Annotated in this window: 12 protein-coding genes; all 12 read left to right on the forward strand. The window is 40.2% G+C overall.

Going from position 1 to position 13525, the window contains the following annotated elements:
• Positions 1 to 2: 2 nt before the first annotated feature.
• The 12 genes from VR862_RS15540 (at position 3) to VR862_RS15595 (ending at position 13406) form a co-directional block, all read left to right on the forward strand.
• Complete coding sequence (locus VR862_RS15540; RefSeq protein ID WP_324721961.1) at positions 3 to 1007, forward strand: N-acetylneuraminate synthase family protein; 1005 nt, start codon at positions 3 to 5, stop codon at positions 1005 to 1007.
• Entirely contained in the window at positions 1000 to 2022 is a 1023-nt protein-coding gene (locus VR862_RS15545) for a glycosyltransferase (protein WP_324721962.1), read from the forward strand. Before VR862_RS15540 ends, VR862_RS15545 begins: the two co-directional genes overlap by 8 nt.
• A gap of 13 nt (positions 2023 to 2035) precedes the next feature.
• Positions 2036 to 3598, forward strand: a complete 1563-nt coding sequence (locus VR862_RS15550) for a glycosyltransferase family 2 protein (protein ID WP_324721963.1) — start codon at positions 2036 to 2038, stop codon at positions 3596 to 3598.
• Positions 3550 to 5475 (forward strand): asparagine synthetase B family protein, encoded by a 1926-nt coding sequence (locus VR862_RS15555; protein ID WP_324721964.1) that lies wholly within the window; start codon positions 3550 to 3552, stop codon positions 5473 to 5475. The genes VR862_RS15550 and VR862_RS15555 overlap by 49 nt, the downstream gene beginning before the upstream one ends.
• Positions 5472 to 6461 (forward strand): glycosyltransferase family 2 protein, encoded by a 990-nt coding sequence (locus VR862_RS15560; RefSeq protein ID WP_324721966.1) that lies wholly within the window; start codon positions 5472 to 5474, stop codon positions 6459 to 6461. The genes VR862_RS15555 and VR862_RS15560 overlap by 4 nt, the downstream gene beginning before the upstream one ends.
• Entirely contained in the window at positions 6451 to 7257 is an 807-nt protein-coding gene (locus VR862_RS15565) for a class I SAM-dependent methyltransferase (RefSeq protein WP_324721967.1), read from the forward strand. Before VR862_RS15560 ends, VR862_RS15565 begins: the two co-directional genes overlap by 11 nt.
• 23 nt (positions 7258 to 7280) lie before the next feature.
• Entirely contained in the window at positions 7281 to 8102 is an 822-nt protein-coding gene (locus VR862_RS15570; protein WP_324721968.1) for a class I SAM-dependent methyltransferase, read from the forward strand.
• Positions 8099 to 9337: a glycosyltransferase family 4 protein gene (locus VR862_RS15575; protein WP_324721969.1), complete on the forward strand. Its 1239-nt coding sequence runs from the start codon at positions 8099 to 8101 to the stop codon at positions 9335 to 9337. Before VR862_RS15570 ends, VR862_RS15575 begins: the two co-directional genes overlap by 4 nt.
• Positions 9312 to 10391, forward strand: coding sequence for a glycosyltransferase (locus tag VR862_RS15580; RefSeq protein ID WP_416384505.1), 1080 nt, complete (start codon positions 9312 to 9314; stop codon positions 10389 to 10391). Before VR862_RS15575 ends, VR862_RS15580 begins: the two co-directional genes overlap by 26 nt.
• 212 nt (positions 10392 to 10603) lie before the next feature.
• Positions 10604 to 11803 carry an O-antigen ligase family protein gene (locus VR862_RS15585; protein WP_324721971.1) on the forward strand — a complete coding sequence of 400 codons (1200 nt, stop codon included), beginning with the start codon at positions 10604 to 10606 and terminating at the stop codon, positions 11801 to 11803.
• Between the two features lie 9 nt (positions 11804 to 11812).
• Complete coding sequence (locus VR862_RS15590; RefSeq protein ID WP_324721972.1) at positions 11813 to 12835, forward strand: glycosyltransferase family 4 protein; 1023 nt, start codon at positions 11813 to 11815, stop codon at positions 12833 to 12835.
• Positions 12836 to 13043: 208 nt separating this feature from the next.
• Entirely contained in the window at positions 13044 to 13406 is a 363-nt protein-coding gene (locus tag VR862_RS15595; protein ID WP_324721973.1) for a four helix bundle protein, read from the forward strand.
• The last annotated feature ends 119 nt before the right edge of the window (positions 13407 to 13525 follow it).

The raw sequence follows: 13525 nt of genomic DNA on the forward strand, positions 1-13525 counted from the left end.
AAATGTTCATCATAGCAGAAGTCGCCCAAGCCCATGACGGCTCATTCAAAAAGGCTATTGATTATATTGATGCCCTTGCGACAACAGGCGTGGATGCCATCAAATTTCAGGTGCATATTGCCGATGCCGAAAGCAGTATTCACGAACCTTTTCGCGTTAAGTTCTCTGAACGAGATAAAACCCGGTTCGAGTACTGGAAACGCATGGAATTTGACCTGGATGAATGGAAGCAGCTCAAAGCAAAGTGTGACGAAAAAGGAGTTGAATTCCTGGCCTCTCCGTTCAGTAATGCGGCGGTCGACCTTTTGGAAAAAATAGGAGTGAAGCGATATAAGATAGGTTCGGGGGAGGTTAACAATCTCCTTTTATTGGAAAAGATCGCCCGTACAGGAAAACCCATTATTTTATCCTCGGGTATGAGTTCCTTCAAAGAAATGGATGCCACAGTGGATTTTTTAAGATCAAAAAATGTGGAATTCTCCATTCTCCAGTGTACCACGGCCTATCCTACCCAGCCTGAAAATTATGGCCTGAACGTGATCCCCGAGTTAAAGGAAAGATATAATGTGACTATAGGTTATTCAGATCATTCAGCCAGGCTTGAAACCTGCATCGCAGCGACAGCAATGGGAGCTGAGATCCTGGAATTTCATGCGGTATTCGACCGAAATAGTTCTGGTCCCGATGCTTCGTCTTCCCTTGAAATGAACCAAATCACTCAACTGGTTGAAGCCGTTCGCAGTCTTGAAACCGCATTTAAAAATCCGGTGGATAAAACCAGTAGCCGTTCTTTTGATGAGCTTAAGAATATCTTCGAAAAATCCCTTGCGGTGAATAAGGACCTGCTTGCCGGACATATCCTGAAATTTGAGGATCTGGAAGCCAAGAAGCCGAAAGGTTTTGGAATGGATGCCTCAAAATTTGAGACAGTGATCGGAAAAAGTTTAAATAAGGACCTGAAAAAATGGGATTTCCTTCTAAGTTCAGATCTTAGCCAGTATGACTAAAATAGTGGTCCATCTGAATTCGACGCTTCATCATTTCAGCCAGCTATTGGCCGGATTCCAGTTCCTGAGTGATAACAGAAAGATCTCTTTGGAGTACAAGGCTGACTTTGGGAGATATCCGGGAGATGTTTTTATAGCGGAAGTGAATGGATCAAAGGTGTTCTTTGACCTTGCAGATAACAGCGAGATAAAGCATGACTTATATAAAGAAGCCGATTTTTATGTAAAACGGATGTTGCTAAACACAGATTATACAAGATCAGAAAAATTAATTCCTTATGGTCTGTATTTTCCGGTATACTACAGGAACCCTGAACTGAAGTATCTTTTCCTGAAAGACTCTTCCTTAATAAAATATTCTTTGAAGTACTGGAAAAGTATTTCCGCTCTTCTTGATCTGAAGGACGGGATCTCTGTGAATGAATTAAAAAATGTGGAGTCGGAACCGGCAGAAGGCGAACAGGTCATTTTCAGGGCAAGACTCTGGGACCCTGGCAATAATTCGACTTCCTGGAAAAAAGAGGAGAGGATTATACTTAATGAGCAACGTATAGAAATCAATCGAGCCTTGAAAAGGCAATTCGGTTCTAAATTTACAGGAGGGATCCTGAGGAATGAATATTCGGAAAATATATGTCCTGACCTTGTATTACCCGGTGAAGAATATCATAGAAAAAAATATTTTAAAATTCTGAAGACTGCTTCCATTGGGATTGTGAACCAGGGGTTGGAAGGGAGTATAGGGGCAAAACTTGGGGAATATGTCGCCAATGGCCTGGCTATATTAACCACTCCTGTTTCTCAGTATGAAATCCCGGGATTTGAGGAAGGGAAAAATTACCTTACCTATAAAAATGCCGCGGAGTGTATAGAGTTAGTGAACGAACTTTTTCACAATGTGGCTTCACGAAAAAAGTTACAGAGAAATAACAAGGAATATTACGCCACGGTTTTACATCCCGGAAAGAAAGTGCAGATTATCCTGGATCAAATAACCGGAAAAATTTCAGTTTAAACAAAGTTACTACATGATCCTGATCATTCATGAAAGCGCTCAAAAGGTATTTCAAATTCTTCGAAATGAAGATGAGATCGCTGTACATAGTAACGATCTGAATTCAGAATTGATCAGACTTGCTCGTAAATATCCCAAAGAACTTATTCTCTGGGTAGAGAAAAAATATCAGGTTCATTTTAATATTTCAAGTCTTGGAAAGATCTTTCATCATGACCTGATGATGTGTTCCTTTGCCGTGGAGAATCAGTATTTACCTGAAACTATTGGCTACATTGATCAATGGCCATTTGTTAACCCTGATTATAAGGTATCCTATCCAACCTGGAGAATGAGCACAGATATGGGGGGGATAAAAGGCAGAACCCTCCTTTCTTTTGAATCTGTGTTCCGGAAAAATTATGACTTCGGATATAACCTGAATTCCATCGCCAAACTGGGACAACAAAACGGACTGTTTTGTTATTCAGAACCTCGATTATTGCAGGATCTACAACAGGCAGGAAAGCTAAATTATCTTTCTGGTTCCAAGGAACTATTTCGCTTTGTCAGGCAGCACTATAAATGGCCATGGGTGTTTATCCTAAGCTTCTGTTTTTATAAATATGAATCAACACTGCCTTTTTGGGATCTAATAAGGTCATTTATTAGTTCGAAACATTTCAGAAAGAATTTCGAACTAGATACTGATAATATAAACTCAGAAAAATTTAAGGAAAAAACAGGGGATACTATAGATGTAGTGATCCCAACCCTGGGAAGGCCAGAGCACCTGAGACAGGTTTTGGCCGATCTTTCAGCTCAAACCCATCTTCCGAAGAGGGTGATAGTAGTGGAACAAAATCCTGATCCTTTTTCAAAAACTGATCTTCCCGAAATCAGGAAAATGCAGTGGCCTTTTGAAATGAAACATATATTTACCCATGTAATGGGGGCTTGTAATGCCCGGAACATAGGCCTAGATCACGTTACTTCTGAATGGACTTTCTTATCAGATGATGACCAGAGAATAGAACCTGGTTTTTTAAGCTCTGTACTAAAGGAAATTAAAAAATTGGGAGCTCCCGGCGTAACTACGTCATATTTACAGCCAGATGAAAACAAAAAACTCAGTAAAGTAAAGCAATGGGGGACTTTTGGAGCAGGTAACAGTATTATCTCTTCAAAATTTGCATCCTTAGTGCGATTTGATACATCCATGGAATTCGGTTATGGGGAGGACAAGGATTTTGGAATGCAACTTAGAAAAGTAGGTTGTGATATTATTTATCACCCGGGCCTGGAGATCTCTCATTTAAAGGCTCCCGTTGGAGGATTTAGAAACAAGGAAAAAAAGCCCTGGGAAGAAAGGGCGCTTTTGCCTAAACCTTCCCCTACCTTGATGGCCTACGCGAAAAAATATTTTTCAGAAGAGCAATTATCAGGTTTTAAAGTAGAGCTCTTTCTAAGATATTATCCTAAACAGGAGATCAAAAACCCATGGACCTATATTAAAACAATGAGAAGAAGGTGGAAAGAAAGTGAAAAATGGGCGCAGCTTCTGGAAGAAAAAAAGAGCAGGCCGGTAAAAGTATGAAATTCGTTCTAAGTAATAGAGAATTAAAGGCTTCATGTAAGCTGACCGAAAGTGGGACTTTTCACCGTATAAAATACTTGCATCTGTATGTTGAAAATGCTCAGTTGCCTGAAGAGGTAAATGGATGCCATCTTTTAAATGACGGTTATCTGAGGGATCTGGATAAACCTGTAAAAGATCTGCAAGGACAAAGAAAAGGGGTTATTGAAGGTATTAAAAGTGGATGGCCCTTGCCTAAAAATATTACCGGTTCTTTTTCCGCATTACTGATAGATAAAAGTTCTGAACAGATCACTATCTGTACCGATCAGGTCAATTTATACCCCCTGTATTATATAAAAACTGAAGAAGAATTTATTATTACCAATAGTGTAATTCTTGCTGGAACCTTTAGTGATCTGGAATTCGATAAAGCCGGGATCGTGCAGCGAACCCTGGGGCCTGAATACTCGAATATTGGGTCCAGGACAATTCTGAAGGCATGTAAGAGGCTATTGCCGGGAGAACGTCGTCAGTATTCCTTTAGAGGGGAATTACTTTCGGTAGAATATGACGATACACTTTTTAAAGATAATTCGGAAGAGGACCCCTCTCCAAAGGAGTATTGGAAAGCTTATAAAAGGGAAGTTGGATATTGTCTTAATACTTCTGAAAAAGTCAATATGGCCCTTAGCGGGGGCATAGACAGCAGGATCGCCTTTGGAGCCATTCCTAATGACAAAGAAATTACCTGTTATACTTTCGGAAGTCCTCAAAATTATGAATCTAAAATCGCTTCCAGGCTGGCTCGCCTGAAAAAAGCCGGGTTTGTGGCCTGCTATAAGCCTGAGCTTTATTTTCCCAGCCCGAAACTGCTTAAAAAATACACTTTTGAAACAGAAGGTCTGGAACTATGTAGCTGGCTTGAAATAACCGAATCGGTTAGCAAAAAAACAAAAGAGCCAATGCTTTTAGGGGAATTGTGCGAAGCCTTACCCGCGAGAAAGATCTCTGCCTTCTCTTCAAAGCAATTTCGAAAAGAGAATTTCTTCAAGCACTATGTTTTTAATAAAGACTATCATTTTACGCCGGCCACTTCGGAAAATTTTGAATCCTGGAAGAAGGAGGTGTTCAGAAGGTTTAAAATTTATTATCACGAAAAGAATCTTTCAAAGTTCGATTTTGACCTGGATCAAAGCGAACTTATCGACTCCCTGAAAAACGACCTGGATGAGATATTTACCAGGATCGAGGCTCACAAGCTTCCTTATGCAGAGCTGTATGACGAATTGTTTTCCTGGTACACTTATACCCGGATGCGGCTCTCCAAACAGTTGTTGACCACCAACGCTAAATTTGATGCGTACTCTCCGGCCATGTCCCTTCAAATGCTGCGAATGACCAGTAGCATACATCCTAACCGGCGTTTGAATTACAGGTTTATTAAGAGACTGTTCAAGGAGAATAAGGACCTAAGGAGATTCTATAAGGTGCCTACTAACCAGGCTCCCTTGATCCCTCAAACCTTTCCTGACCTTGTGAAGTTCGGGATGTGGGGCTTTAGATCTGTCATGGATCAGTTTTTTATCAAGAGATTGATGCAGTCAAGAGACATTACCAAAAAGTATCGCTGGTTCCCGTCCATAAACTGGGCGAAGGTTTACCAGGTTCCCCAAATGGAAGAACACCTTAGAGGATACTTTAAACGGAATCACCTTGGGAAAGCTATTTTCCAGAATATCTTTCAGCAGGCGGTACAGAGAAAAGAGCTGAAACAATGGCCGTTTGCAAACTGGAATATCATTAATGTTTCTAGTTTGAATGCTGAATTAGACCTGATCAACACCATGAGAAAAAAGCCGGAGTCAGCTATCAAAACCGGAGAGAATACCAGATGAATTTTAGCCTTGTAATATGTACCTACAAAAGGCCGGAACCGCTGTTGAAGCTGCTAAGATCTGTAAATGATCAAACTTTATATCCCAGCGAGATTCTGGTAGTGGATGGTTCGCCTGACTCTAAAACTGAAGCGGCAATTGGTCAGAACTCCTTTAAGAATTTAAAATATTTCCGGGTTGATGAAGGGGATCGCGGGCTCACCCGGCAACGTAATTTCGGAATTTCAAAGGTAGCTCAGGAATCTGAAATCATTTGTTTCCTTGATGATGATACGGCACTAAAAAAAGACTTTTTTAAAAATCTTTTGAATACATACCAGGAATACCCTGAAGCTTTAGGCGTTGCGGGGTATATAATCAGCGACGTAAATTGGGAAGAGAGAGAACCATTTTATGATGAATACGGAATTGATGGTTTTTCAAGGAAACTGGGTAGCAGAAATGTTTTGCGAAAGAAATTCGGGCTATTGAGTGATCAGCTGCCGGGAATGATGCCTGCTTTCTCGAATGGATTTTCAACCGGGTTTTATCCTCCTACGGGAAAGATCTATCCGGTGGAATTTTTCATGGGGGGAGTGGCTTCCTACCGGAAAGAACTTTTTGAAAAGATAAAATTTTCATCTCATTTTGAAGGTTACGGGCTTTATGAAGACATGGATTTTTGCTTAAGGGCTTCGCGGATTGGTCAACTGTATCTCAATACTTCGGCTCAGTTATATCATTATCACGAGGAATCGGGCAGGCCTAATCGTTATAATTACGGAAAAATGGTAATTAGGAACGGCTGGTATGTATGGAGGGTGAAATATCCCTCTCCCGGACTGGAAGCCAGGTTGAAGTGGCATGCCACTGCTTTATTGCTAACTTTGGTGCGTATGGGAAATACTATTACCACTAACGAAAGACAGGAAGCCTTTACAGAAAGCCTGGGAAGGATTGCAGGGTGGTGGAGTCTTATATTTAATAAACCCCCACATGAAGCCTGAGGAACGAATAGCCATCAATAAACGCCAGGAAGAATTCTATGACAGAAAGCATAAGAACCTGCCCACCCGTATCTGGTCCTATTTCAGGAACGGTTTACTAAACCGGATGAAAAAGGGTATAGGTGTAGAAAGGGATATTTACGAGCTTCACAAAACCTGGTTTGGTGATCTTTCCGAAAAAAAAGTTTTGGATCTGGGATGTTATATGGGTAACAGCTTAAGCCTTTACTTGGCAGAAAACTCTAAAAGTTACCTGGGGATCGATCTTAGTGGAAAGGGAATCAGACATCTAAATCAACGCTTGAAAACTGTAGACGGAGCCAGGGCAGAGGTAATGGATTTTCTTTCAGAGGAATTTACCGAAAAGGATTTTGACCTCATTTACGCCTATGGCGTGTTGCATCACTTCAGGAATGTGGATGAACTGATCTTACGCCTTAATGAAAAATTGAAACCGGGTGGTGTGATAGTTAGTCACGATCCTTTGGAGACCAGTATTCCAATAAAAACATTGCGGGTTCTTTATCGCCCTTTTCAGAGTGATAAGGATTGGGAATGGCCTTTTTCCAGGAAGACCTATTACCAGTTTGAGAGTGGGTTTCAAATTATGGATCGAAAAGCGGTGCTGGGAAAAACAAAATGGACTTTTTTAATCAATATGCTGCCAATATCGGAAGAGAAGAAACTTCAGAAGGCGAAAAACTGGCACAGGGAAGATTGGGAGAAATCTGGTTTAAATGATGATTATATGTTCAGCTGTATGCACCTCAGTATGCTGATGCAAAAGAGGGATTGAATAAAAAATATGAAGTACCTTTTATGATAGAAGTATTTGAGACTTGTAAGTATTGTGGGGAAAATATCCAACTGGTCAATACTAAGCATGACCTTGTTCAATGCGAAAGTTGTGAACTAATTTTTTCGAGGAAAAAATTCTCCCAGCAGGAATTTAGTGAAATTTATGACCGATTATATAACGACAAAAATCCTAAATATAAAGCTCATTCGATTATTGAATATGAGCAGCTTAAAAAAGGAATCGTAAAGGTCGGATACAATCGGCAAAGGCTAGTCAAAAAATACATCAGGGATAATTCGAACATTTTAGAGATTGGTTCAGGGATCGGGTTGATGGGATGTTTTATTCAGCAAACTTTTCCGAACAGCTCTTTTACAGGAGTTGAGATAGATAAAAAGGTAAATGAGAAGGCCAGATCTTTTGGTCTTAATGTACATCAGGGAGATTTTAGTATTATAAAAGATCTGGATGGCAATTTTGATGTTATACTTATGTGGGAGGTACTGGAACATATTCAGGATATGGAACAATGTTTAAGTTTAATCAAGAGAAAACTTAAGTCGGGAGGTCTATTTATCTTTTCAGTCCCCAATTATGATAAGCGATTAAACTATAATTCTCCCGGAGATACTATTTTTCAGGATGGACCTCCCATTCATTTGAATTTCTTCAAAAAGAAAGCTATTCGTAAAATTTTTGATTCTGAAGATTTTGAGGTTGTGAGCCTTGAAAAGAAGAAATTACCATATTTTAATTTTAAATCATTTTCATCCATGTTCCTGAAGGTGTTAACGGGGAAATATGAAGGTCCTACCTTATTTTGTGTGATCAGAAAAAAATGACGAAAAATTTTCTTGTTCTTACTCATGTGATCCACCATTCCGGCGGTGGTAAGTTAATGGCCTATGCACCTTATGTAAGGGAAATGAACATGTGGTTCAAAAATGTAGGTAAAACAACTGTTGTCGCTCCCTTTTCTGGTAAGGGGACTTTTGCAAAAGAGGAAATTTATGAGACAGCCTCTCCCGACTTTAAAACCATTCCTTCCTTCGACCTTTTATCTTTAAAGAACTCTTTAAAGGCTGTTTTCAATATTCCTGTTATCGCCATTAGAATATTTCAGGAAATGAGCAGGGCAGATTATCTGCATCTTCGCTGTCCCGGGAATGTTGGGCTTATCGCCTGTTTTTGTCAGCTGTTTTTTCCGAAGAAACCTAAATCCGCTAAATACGCCGGGAACTGGGATCCGGAGGCTGACCAACCCTGGTCCTACAAGCTTCAGAAATGGATTTTGAAAAATTCTTTTTTGACCCGTAATATGGCAGTTCTGGTTTATGGCGACTGGCCGAGGCAAACAGCAAATGTCAGACCCTTTTTTACCGCCAGTTTTTCGGAAAATGAAATTAAAGAGGTGAGGAAAAAAACCTTTGCTGAACCCTTTACATTTTTATTCGTGGGAAACCTGGTAGCGGGGAAACAAGCGATCGAAGCCATCCGACTCATAAAGGAACTGATTGAAGATGGTTCACCTGGGACACTGGAAATCTACGGCGATGGACCTGAAAGAGAGAAGCTAGAAGATTTTTGTAAGGCTAATGAACTAATAGATATGGTTAGCTTTAAAGGGAACAAGTCTTTGGAAGAACTTAAAGAAGCCTACCAGAGAGCACACTTTGTTATCCTCCCATCCCGATCTGAAGGTTGGCCCAAGGCTGTTGCAGAGGGGATGTTTTTTGGCTGTATTCCCATTGCTTCCCGCGTGAGCTGTGTGCCTTGGATGCTCGATTATGGTAAACGTGGAGTATTGTTGCAAAATATAAGTCAGGGCCAACAGATAATAGTCAACGGCTCAAAACAGTGGGCAGTGGGCAGTGGGCAATGGGCAGAGGATCTGGAGAAAATTTCTATGTTGATGAACGATCCGGAGGAAATGCAACGAATGTCCAAAGCTGCGAAGGAATGGAGTCAGCAGTACACCTTAGAAAAATTCGAAGCAGCAATTCAGGGCCTTCTAGGCAAGCAACAACAAACAACAGACAACAAACCAAATAGTGCGCGTATTACAACTCATAGATAGTTTGCAACCTGGTGGGGCAGAACGCATGGCAGTGAATTATGCTAATGCATTTTCTAAGCGAATACCGGGATCTTATCTTTGTTGTACTCGTAAAGAAGGTTTGTTAAAAGCTGAAATTTCTCCTGAAGTTGGCTATTTGTTTCTGGACAAGAAGAATACTTTAGACTTAAAAGCTTTACTGAAATTGCGAAAATTTGTTATAAAGAATGAAATCCACCTGTTTCAGGCACATAGCAGTTCGTGGTTTCTTGCCTTAATGGTTAAGCTCAGTATTCCTAAACTGAAAATCGTATGGCATGATCATTACGGTAGAAATCTGAATAAGAGGCGAAAAAAAATTTTAAGAATTGCCTCCCGGTTTTTTGAAGGGATTATTACAGTTAATGCTGCTTTAAAGGAATGGGCGGAGAAAAATCTAAATTCGAAGGAGGTTCGATTCTTTAGAAATTTTCTGCCTGATGCTCAAAATAGAGTGCCGGTTCAGCTCTCTTCTTTAAAGGGACAGCAGGATAGTTTTAAAATTCTTTGCCTGGCAAACCTGCGTCCCCAAAAGGATCACCTTAATTTGCTAAAGGCTTTTGAAACGATTGAAAAAGTCTATTCTCAGGCCTCCCTACACCTGGTGGGAAAAGATAAGGAAGACAATTATTCTATCGAATTAAAGACTTTTGTAAGGCGAACTCATCTTGAGGAAAAAGTGTTTTTTTACGGCGAAACACAAAATGTAAAGGAGCTGTTATTGCAGGCAGACCTTGGTGTTCTATCATCAGCGTCAGAAGGCTTGCCTCTGGCACTGCTGGAATATGGAAGGGCGGGATTACCTGTAGTCTGCACTACGGTAGGAGAATGCCCTGAGGTGTTGGGGAAAGAAGGGTTATTAGTCCCGCCTGCCGACCCTAAGGTGCTCTCAGAAGCTATTCTGCATTATATTGACCATACCGGAAAAAGAAAAGAGGCCGCTGAAAATTTACAGAAAAAAATTTTGGAGGAGTATTCGGAAAGAACAATTTTTCCAGAAGTTGAAAATTTTTTCAGGATATTACTGCAAGAATAAAAACGTTTGAAGGATATTGAACCTGTTTAATAAAATAGATTAATATTAACAGTTTTTTCCATAACCGATATATCCGGCTCCTATTATTACACATAGGAATCGCATTTCTTGTTTACCTGCAGGAGTCACTTTCGGGCCTTTATTTTATTGGAGCCTTTGGATATTTTCTTTTCACCACCATACAAAATGAAAATCGAAGTAATGAGGCTTTAATGGCAGCTGCTTATATAGCAGGGGCTGAAGTTTTCTGGAGACAGACTGGGGCACTTGTTTTTTATGAAACGGGTAAATATGGTGTAATTCTTTTTCTCCTGATCGGTATATTTTTTAAAGGCACTTCTTCCAGAACAGTACCATACTGGTTGTATTTATTTTTTCTCATTCCAGGTGTAATCGTCGCATCTATTACTCTGAGTTATGAAGCGGAATTCAGGAAGCTTATTGCTTTTAACCTGGCTGGACCTGTATGTCTGGGTATTTCTGCTCTTTACTGTTATTATAAGAAGATTAAAAAGAAGGATCTCGAAATGGTCCTGATGATGTTGTTGCTTCCTGTCGTTTCCCAAATGTTCTATTTATATTGGTACACTCCTACTATACGGGAAGAAATCATAAGTCTTTCGGCAAATTATGCAGCTACCGGAGGGTATGGACCAAACCAGATCTCAACTGTTTTTGGATTAGGAGCCTTTTTATTGGTTACCAGGTTGTTCACGGTGAAAAGTAAGATGATCAATATAATCGACTTAATTCTATTGGGGCTAATGGGCTATAGGGCTTTAATTACATTTTCAAGAGGAGGTGTTTTTACAGGTTTGATATGTATCTTGGCTTTTATAGGATTTATGTATTATAAACAAGAACGACGTGATAAAGAATCTACCAAACTTAAAATGGGTTTGGTGCTTCTTTCTATGGTCGGGATATGGTTGTTCTCGTTAACGGCAACCTCCGGCCTGATTGGAAATCGTTACGCTAATAAGAATCGTGCTGGTGAAGTTAAAGAAGACATTACTACTGGCCGGGTGGAACTGGTGGAAGTGGAACTTGAAGGTTTTTACCATAATCCGGTGCTTGGAATAGGAGTGGGCAAAGGTCGGGAATTCCGCGAAGAAAACTTGGGTGTTGGAATTAATTCTCATAATGAATTAACCCGGCTTTTAGCTGAGCACGGAATGTTTGGTGTAATAGCTGTTCTAATTCTTATATTTGTGCCCTTAATGTTTTGGCTGAAGTTCAAGAATAATTATTATTTTTTAGCTTTTGTGGCTTTTTGGTTTTTGACAATCAACCATTCGGCCATGAGAATAGCATTGCCGGCCTTTGTTTATGGATTGGCCCTATTATATATTGTGGACGATAAAAAACGGCCTGTCGGGAAAATTAAAGACAACAGGAAGCTTGCGGCCTAAAATTAATTGATGAAAAAAAGAATTCTTTATATAGGTAACAATCTTTCCAACCCGACCTTTACCGCTACCTATATTTCTTTTTTCAGCGAAGTATTGAAACAGGAGGGGTATTGGGTGAAGACGGCCTCTGCTAAAGACAACAAGGCGCTGCGTCTGGTGGAAATGCTTTCTCTTATCTGGAGTCATCGCAAGGAAACTGATGTGGTGCTGATTGATACCTATGGTGCACAAAATTTTTACTATGCCTATAGCATAGGAAAGTTATGTCAGCAATTAAAGTTGCCTTACATCCCCATCCTCCACGGTGGAAATCTTAAGGAACGCCTTGATAAAACCCCCAACCTTACGAAATCACTCTTCGGCAACGCCCGGGTCAATGTGGCACCCTCTCATTTTTTATATGATATTTTTGTAGATCACGGTTTTACGAATTCCCGCATCATTCCGAACTCCATAACTTTAGAGAATTACCCTTTTAAGGAGAGGAAAAAATTCCAGCCCAATTTTCTTTGGGTTCGCAGGTTTCAGGAGCGATATAATCCGCTAATGGCAATAAAAGTTTTCGAACAGGTTTATAATAAACATCCTGAAGCCAAACTATGTATGGTGGGACCCGAAAAGGATGGTTCCCTCGTGAGGTGTATGGAATACGCGGCAGATAAGAATATTCCTGTTGAATTTCCAGGAAAGATGAAAAAGAAAGATTGGGCAGCTTTGTCTGTGGATTACGACTTCTTCATCAATTCTACTGATGTAGATAACACACCCATCAGCGTCATTGAAGCCATGGCCCTGGGCCTTCCCGTCATCTCAACAGACGTGGGAGGCATGCCTTATCTCATCGACAACGGCAAAGACGGTATTCTCGTGCCCCAAAACCACATACCTGCAATGGCTGCTGCTATAGAAGACCTGCTGCAGGATCCTCAAAGGTGTCAGAGTATAGCACACGCTGCTTATGAGAAGGTGAGGCAGTTTGATTGGGATATTGTTAAAGAACAATGGATAGAAGTTTTTAATGGAGAGTTGTGAGTTCTCTGTTCTCAGTTTTCAGTTGTGAGTTCTCAGTTGTGAGTTCTCCGTTGTGGGTTCTCAGTTGTGAGTTCTCAGTTGTGAGTTCTCAGTGAGTTGTGATAAAACTTCGCATAGCTCAGTTTTGTCCAGGTTTAAATTTGAAAGTCATAAGTTTATATAATCAGATAACAGATAACCGACAGCCGACAATCCTTAACTGAAGAATATGAAAAGTTATAAAGATCTGGACATATACAATTTATCCTTTCGATACGCTATTGAAGTTCACAAAGCTTCGCTGAAACTGCCCAAATTTGAACTTTATGAGCAGGGGAGTCAGGTGAGGAGATCCTCTAAAAGTGTAAAGGATAATATAGTAGAGGGATATGGGAGAAGAACCTATAAGCAAGACTTCATTAAATTTTTGACCTATAGTCATGCTTCTCTTCTGGAATGTCTTTCTCACCTAGAGATGATTGATGAGCTTTATGAGATTCCTGAAATTAAAGATCTGAAAAGCAAGTATGACTTATTGGGAGGTAAGATCTTTTCTTTTATTCAGTATGTAGAAAAGAACTGGAAAAGTTAAAAAGCAGTTGTCAGTTCTGAGTTGTCAGTTTTTGTTCCTTTTAACCGACAACCGACAACCGACAACCGACAACCGACAACCGACAACCGACAACCGACAACCGACAACCGACAACCGAC

The organism is Salinimicrobium aquimaris (assembly GCF_035607535.1).
Lineage (GTDB): Bacteria > Bacteroidota > Bacteroidia > Flavobacteriales > Flavobacteriaceae > Salinimicrobium.

Excerpts from the sequence above, each read along its gene's own strand:
- VR862_RS15540 (WP_324721961.1), top strand. The coding sequence starts at position 3 with ATGTTCATCATAGCAGAAGTCGCCCAAGCCCATGACGGCTCATTCAAA.
- VR862_RS15545 (WP_324721962.1), top strand. The coding sequence starts at position 1,000 with ATGACTAAAATAGTGGTCCATCTGAATTCGACGCTTCATCATTTCAGC.
- VR862_RS15550 (WP_324721963.1), top strand. The coding sequence starts at position 2,036 with ATGATCCTGATCATTCATGAAAGCGCTCAAAAGGTATTTCAAATTCTT.
- VR862_RS15555 (WP_324721964.1), top strand. The coding sequence starts at position 3,550 with ATGGGCGCAGCTTCTGGAAGAAAAAAAGAGCAGGCCGGTAAAAGTATG.
- VR862_RS15560 (WP_324721966.1), top strand. The coding sequence starts at position 5,472 with ATGAATTTTAGCCTTGTAATATGTACCTACAAAAGGCCGGAACCGCTG.
- VR862_RS15565 (WP_324721967.1), top strand. The coding sequence starts at position 6,451 with ATGAAGCCTGAGGAACGAATAGCCATCAATAAACGCCAGGAAGAATTC.
- VR862_RS15570 (WP_324721968.1), top strand. The coding sequence starts at position 7,281 with ATGATAGAAGTATTTGAGACTTGTAAGTATTGTGGGGAAAATATCCAA.
- VR862_RS15575 (WP_324721969.1), top strand. The coding sequence starts at position 8,099 with ATGACGAAAAATTTTCTTGTTCTTACTCATGTGATCCACCATTCCGGC.
- VR862_RS15585 (WP_324721971.1), top strand. The coding sequence starts at position 10,604 with ATGGCAGCTGCTTATATAGCAGGGGCTGAAGTTTTCTGGAGACAGACT.
- VR862_RS15590 (WP_324721972.1), top strand. The coding sequence starts at position 11,813 with ATGAAAAAAAGAATTCTTTATATAGGTAACAATCTTTCCAACCCGACC.
- VR862_RS15595 (WP_324721973.1), top strand. The coding sequence starts at position 13,044 with ATGAAAAGTTATAAAGATCTGGACATATACAATTTATCCTTTCGATAC.